The 5,844-nt window shown below is 42.6% G+C and carries 6 protein-coding genes; 4 read left to right on the forward strand and 2 right to left on the reverse strand.

Annotated features, from left to right (window positions below; genetic code table 11):
* Positions 1 to 41: 41 nt before the first annotated feature.
* The 3 genes from B4033_RS11810 (at position 42) to B4033_RS11820 (ending at position 2,883) form a co-directional block, all read left to right on the forward strand.
* Entirely contained in the window at positions 42 to 1,229 is a 1,188-nt protein-coding gene (locus B4033_RS11810; protein WP_005222985.1) for an MFS transporter, read from the forward strand.
* A 13-nt stretch (positions 1,230 to 1,242) separates the two neighbouring features.
* The gene (locus B4033_RS11815; RefSeq protein WP_286834205.1) at positions 1,243 to 2,136 is read left to right on the forward strand and encodes a LysR substrate-binding domain-containing protein; all 894 of its coding nucleotides are present in this window, start codon (positions 1,243 to 1,245) and stop codon (positions 2,134 to 2,136) included.
* Positions 2,137 to 2,265: 129 nt separating this feature from the next.
* Positions 2,266 to 2,883: a glutathione S-transferase family protein gene (locus B4033_RS11820; protein WP_286834207.1), complete on the forward strand. Its 618-nt coding sequence runs from the start codon at positions 2,266 to 2,268 to the stop codon at positions 2,881 to 2,883.
* A 74-nt stretch (positions 2,884 to 2,957) separates the two neighbouring features.
* On the opposite strand, the gene B4033_RS11825 is transcribed toward B4033_RS11820, so the two are convergent.
* Both B4033_RS11825 and B4033_RS11830 read right to left on the reverse strand, forming a co-directional pair.
* Positions 2,958 to 4,562 carry a bifunctional 3-(3-hydroxy-phenyl)propionate/3-hydroxycinnamic acid hydroxylase gene (locus B4033_RS11825; RefSeq protein WP_286834209.1) on the reverse strand — a complete coding sequence of 535 codons (1,605 nt, stop codon included), beginning with the start codon at positions 4,560 to 4,562 and terminating at the stop codon, positions 2,958 to 2,960.
* 366 nt (positions 4,563 to 4,928) lie between these two features.
* Positions 4,929 to 5,165: a hypothetical protein gene (locus B4033_RS11830; protein WP_071320197.1), complete on the reverse strand. Its 237-nt coding sequence runs from the start codon at positions 5,163 to 5,165 to the stop codon at positions 4,929 to 4,931.
* A gap of 398 nt (positions 5,166 to 5,563) precedes the next feature.
* Here B4033_RS11830 and B4033_RS11835 point away from each other — a divergent pair.
* Positions 5,564 to 5,844 (forward strand): CobW family GTP-binding protein (locus B4033_RS11835; RefSeq protein WP_286834214.1); only part of this gene is annotated, 281 nt, incomplete at its 3' end.

A 5,844-nucleotide genomic window follows, 5' to 3' on the forward strand; every position in this document is an offset into this window, starting at 1 on the left:
TCAGGCCTGATTTTAGAATTTTCTGTATATAGTTGGTTTTTATGTCTAGCACGACAGCTCCCTTATGGAATCGCTCATTTATTTTGTGCGTACTGAATAATTTATTTCTGTTTACCTATTATTTTGCTCTGATCGCGATTTTGCCAATCTACATCACTACAGATCTGGGTGGAACGGTGAAAGAAGCGGGCTTGGCACTGACCTTATTTTTGGTGTCTTCTATTGCCATTCGCCCTTTTTCAGGTTTGATTATTGAGAAATTGGGTAAGAAACTGGCGATGCGTGGGGCAGGACTCCTATTTGCACTATTTGCCTTTAGTTATCTGCTGATTGATAGCATGAGTTCACTACTGATCGTGCGTTTTCTGCATGGCATCTGGTTCAGTATTTTGACTACGGTGACCGTACCGGTAGCCAATGACTTTATTCCGGATCAGCGTAAAGGGGAAGGTATGGGCTATTTCGTCATGTCGACCAATCTGGGCGTAGTATTTGGTCCGCTGATTGCTTTAACTACGATTCAGTTCACCAGCTTTCAGATGCTATTTGGCATTCTCGCCGTCCTGATCAGTTTGGGTTTGATTTTTAGTTTAATCTTGAATATTCGAGAGCTGCCTCAAGCGAAACTAAAAACCGCAGAAAAATCGCGATTAAGCTTGCAGGATATTATCGAAACAAAAGTCCTAGCTGTGAGTTTTGTAGCGCTACTTACTGCATTTGCTTATTCCAGTATTACCAGCTTTATTACGGTCTTTGCAGAGACCAAGCAGCTGCTAGCCTATGTCAGCCTGTTCTTTATTGTCTTCGCGTTGTCCATGTTGCTGGTACGTCCTTGGGTCGGTAAGTTTTATGACAGTAAAGGTCCAGACGCCGTGATCTACCCATCATTGATCTTTTTTGCCTTAGGTCTGGTGCTGGTCACTTTAGTCAATAATCAATGGATGTTGTGGCTCTCCGCTGTTTTCATTGGGATTGGCTATGGTTCACTTTTCCCATGCCTGCAAACTCTGGCGATTCAGGCGGTGGAGAAACAGCGTATGGGACATGCCATCTCAACCTTCTTTACCTTGTTTGATCTTGGTTTGGCAGTCGGGTCTGTAATGATGGGTATTTTTATAGCGCATTGGGGGTATCAAACCACATATATGTTATGTGCGATGATCGTGATATTGACTCTGCTGGTCTATCGATACACCATATCCAAAAAACGAACAAAAGTAGCGATATAACAGGAATAAGAACATGGAACTTAGACATTTACGTTATTTTTGTATGGTTGCACGCGAACTCAACTTTACTCGTGCTGCGGAAAAGCTAAATACAGTGCAGCCTTCTCTTAGCCAGCAGATCAAAGATCTGGAACAGGAAGTTGGGGTCAAGCTATTAGAACATTCTAACCGTAAAGTTGAGCTGATCGAAGCAGGAGAGGTATTTCTCAAAGAAGCTTTGCAGAGTCTGGAACATGCTGAACGGGCGATCCAATTGGCTCGCCAAGTCGCAGAAGTGGAAAAAGAGCATCTGGATATTGGCTTTGTACCTGTGGCAGAAATGAAAATTTTCCCTTACATCATGCCGAATATCCGTGCGCATTTTCCGGATTTAAAAGCCCAGTTCCATAGCTTGACCGATGCTGAACAGTTCTCATGGCTTCGCCAGGGGACAATTGATATCGCTTTTACCCGCTATCCAGATCCTTCAGCAGAATTTGAATCGATCAAGATTTTTGATGAACCATTAACCTTGATCGTACCGCGCGACTCCGATGTAAGAGATATATCTGCCTTAAGTATCAAGAATTTTGCAGGCCGTAACTTCGTGATCAGTGATGAACAGGCTTCACCTCAGCTCTTTAATATCATCCATGAATTCTTGAACAAGTCCGGTATTAAGGTCAATGTGGTACAACATTCCACCAATATTTTGCTGAATGTGAATCTGGTCGGTATGGGAGTAGGCTGGAGTTTAGTACCGGCTTATGTCATTCCGTTATTAGGTGAAAATATTATGGTGAAAAAGACCATCGAGCCGCTCCCGATGATTGGTTTGTATGCGACTTATCGCAAGGATCAGAAACATGAAGTGATTAACCTGATCCTGAAAGTGTTAAAAGAAAAATTCTGCCTGGATTTATCTTAATTTAGGGAGAGGGATCGGCTAGGGAAACCGACACAGATGAGGATGAAATGATTGGTAGCATATCCTCACTCATTACGCTCTAAAATAACGCTATAGTCAGGGAATAAAATAAACCATAGGTCCACGATTATGATGACCTTATATAATAATCCGCAGTCTCGCGGCCTGACTTTGTTGCCCTTGCTGAAAGAGCTGGAAATTGAAAATCAGCTTGAGCAGATTGAAATTGCTTATACTGAGATGCACCAGCCAGCTTATGAGCAGATTAATCCCATGGGCAAGGTTCCATGTCTGGTGGATAACGATATTGTCATTTCAGAAATGGCAGCAATTTATGTCTATCTGACAGATAAATATCGGAAGAAAGGTCTGGCACCTGCACTAGATGACCCTAAACGCGGGGCTTATCTGAAATGGATGTTCTTCTGCCATGGTCCTTTGACTGAATATATTGATATCAAAAACCTCAAGGTACTTCAGACAGAGATCGAAAAGAATCGTAGAAGCCTGAGCTTTGGTCACGAAGATTCTGTGTTTAGTTTCCTTAAGCACGAAATACAGAAAGCAAATCCATATTTACTTGGTGAAAAATGTTCGGCTGCAGATTTATATGTGGCTTATTGTTTAATCTTTGCTATTTCCTCCGAAATATTACCACCTTTTGATGAGTTCAAGCCCTTTCTACAGCAGATGGCGTACCGTGATTCACTCAAAGATATTCCATGGTTTCAGCGATACCGTACTTAGCTGAAACCTTATTTATTGTCATCCATACATAAAAAAACCACGCCGTAGCGTGGTTTTTTAAGTCAGGTCAATTATTATTTAACATGAAGCTTGTTGAACAGCGCCTTGCTTGTGCTTTCCATAGATTGAGGAATGGCAAGAGCTGCTACGAAGCGGTCTGGACGCAGGATGACGATAGAATCTTGGGTCTTGCCAAACCATGTATGGATATCAGTGCCGATATCACCAATGGTAATAACATCTTCATATTGCTTGCGCTGTTGATTAGACAGCTGGACCGCAGGAATGACCTGAATGAACTTCACACCAAGTTTTTTCCATTGCTGCATTGATTCCTTGCTTAAGCCCCATTTCGGATCTACACCCCAGGCAATGATAGCAAAATCATTACCAATGACTTCATCCAGTAATACTGTTTCACCAGATTCCAGTTTGACCTGTGGCTGAATGAACATTTTCCCGATTGGAGAGTCTTTCTGAGCATTCGCCAGTAACGCACCATCATGATATTTAGGCATTGGTTTAAAGCGCATTTCCAGCAAGTACTGTTTGATTGGCTTAATATAGTTCAATGCATAGGCAATACCGTCACGCACAAAACCTTGCCATTTTTTCGGTGGCGCAAGCACGTGCCCTGCCATGACTGAAAGATCGATCATCGCTTTGGCATTGTCCTTACGTTCTACCTGATAAGAGTCCAGCAAGTCTGGACCTGCTTTGCCTTGTACCACTAGTGCTACTTTCCAAGCCAGGTTAAAGGCATCACGCATACCGCTGTTATAGCCTTGACCTTGCCATACAGGCATGATGTGCGCAGCATCACCGGCAAGCAGAATACGGTCGGCACGGAATTTGTCCGCAATACGCGCATTATGGGTATAAACACGCTGACGGATCACTTCAATACCATCAGTATTTGGCAGGACTTTAGACAAGAGTTGGGCAATATTTTCTGGCTTGCTCAATTCTTCCTGCGTTTCACCTGGCATGACCATGAATTCGAAACGACGGATACCGTGAGGCAGGGCAGCAGATACATAAGGGCGCACCGGGTCACAGCACAGGTAAATATGCGGGGTTGCCAATGGGTCATTGTCGATATCGATCACAATCCACTGGTTTGGTGCAGTTTCACCCTCAAATGGAATATTTAAAGTACGACGCACATAAGAGTTACCGCCATCACATGCGATCAGGTATTGCGCGCGTACAACTTCCGAACCACCATCTTTGCTCTGAACATTTAGTGTCACGCCATCAGCATCCTGGCTGAAATGAGTCAGGTGACGAGAGAACAGTACTTCAGTTTTCTTATACTTTTTTAGACCTTGCAGCAGAACATTGTCTACCTGTGGCTGAATAAATGCATTACGGCGAGAGAAGCCAAACTCACGTGTCAGTGGTTGAATATCCGCAAAACAGCGACCTTTTGGAGTCAGGAAACGCATCGCATGGTTGGGTGTAGTATGTGGAAGGACCTGATCCACCAGACCTAATGATTGAATCGTACGCAATGATTCATCATCAATGCCAATTGCACGAGGGTAATCAATCAGGCTGTCCAGCTGTTCAACTACAGTGACCTGTACACCCTGTTTACTCAGGTAGTTGGCAATCGTCAGACCTACCGGACCTGCACCCAAAATGGCTACTTCAGTTGTGTAATTTGCATTGCTCATCGCAAGGTTCCTTAAATCCGTCCAGAATGAAGTTGATTAAGGGCTAAATCCAAAGTCTAAACAAGCTATGCCATAGTCGGTGCTACATAGTTATAATGCATGGTTAAAAAACAATTTTAATATTTATATTGTTGATAAATATTAAAATTCATTAATATATCTCATAGTCGGGAGTGATTTAATAATCATCATTTATTATGATGGAAAGCAAAAAGAGCTTAGAAAAACGGCTGAATGCAGAGGTCTGCAATCAGCCATTTAAAGTTCCTGTAGAGTATGGACCATAAATCCACTGGAGAGTTACCCAACAGGAGCTATGAGTACCCGAATGAACGGCTACTCATTATCGGTAAAAGCAAAATTGCCTTATTGAGCAGAGGATGCTTTTGGTGTTTTAGTTGCAGGTTCTACAGCTGCTTCAGACGCTGGTTGTTCTGCAGTCGCCGGAGCAGTTGCAGCTTGAGTTTCAGGAAGCTCCTGAGTGCTCACGACAACTTTTTCTTCTTCAGTTGTTGCTTTGCTATCTGTGGTTTTAGTTGCTGCGAAGCTAGTTGCCGCTGCTGCGCTGAGTGTAGTTGCAAGTAGAATTTGAGCATAGTTCATGTTTGGCATCCTTATAGGTTTTATTCACAAGTCATTTATTGCGTTGACCATCACATCAACACAACAGGGACTTATGCTAGGGGCTGAAAATTCGTACCGCAATTGATTTAACAGAAGGTACAGAACAATATATACGTCCGATATACAAAACTCAGGGTTATGTTTTATTTTGGTTAAATTTAACCCCAAAAAATCAATTAAAATGTTTTAAAACATTTCATAATTGGTTAAATTTTAAGCTTATGTCAGTGGTTGCCTACGCTGAAAATTGGTAAAAACTGACAGAATTGAAGTTTTGAGGAACTTACTAGTTACATCAGTAAATTAACTCCCTGCAAGCCAAATGGTATTGTTATAATGTATCAATCTCCTCATTTTCATTGCTATGTGAGCTCGCCTTGAAACTCCTTTCTCCTTCATCTGCAGTGCCCGTGCATATTATTTCCGGTTTTTTAGGGGCAGGAAAAACCACACTACTGAAGCATTTGCTCAGTCAAAAGCCGGAAAATGAAGTCTGGGCAGTATTGATGAATGAGTTTGGTCAGATTGGCGTGGATCAAGCCTTATTACCACAAGATGAAGGCTACGCAGTCACAGAACTATTGGGTGGCTGTTTATGCTGTAGCAGTCAGTTGCCAATGCAGGTGGCACTGTCGCGATTATTATCCGAATCCAAGCC

Source organism: Acinetobacter sp. UBA3132 (assembly GCF_002364825.1).
Classification (GTDB): Bacteria; Pseudomonadota; Gammaproteobacteria; order Pseudomonadales; family Moraxellaceae; genus Acinetobacter; species Acinetobacter schindleri.

Bases quoted from the DNA above. Each gene is read 5' to 3' on its own strand.
- B4033_RS11830 (WP_071320197.1), bottom strand. From the start codon at position 5,165: ATGAACTATGCTCAAATTCTACTTGCAACTACACTCAGCGCAGCAGCG.
- B4033_RS11815 (WP_286834205.1), top strand. From the start codon at position 1,243: ATGGAACTTAGACATTTACGTTATTTTTGTATGGTTGCACGCGAACTC.
- B4033_RS11820 (WP_286834207.1), top strand. From the start codon at position 2,266: ATGATGACCTTATATAATAATCCGCAGTCTCGCGGCCTGACTTTGTTG.
- B4033_RS11810 (WP_005222985.1), top strand. From the start codon at position 42: ATGTCTAGCACGACAGCTCCCTTATGGAATCGCTCATTTATTTTGTGC.
- B4033_RS11825 (WP_286834209.1), bottom strand. From the start codon at position 4,562: ATGAGCAATGCAAATTACACAACTGAAGTAGCCATTTTGGGTGCAGGT.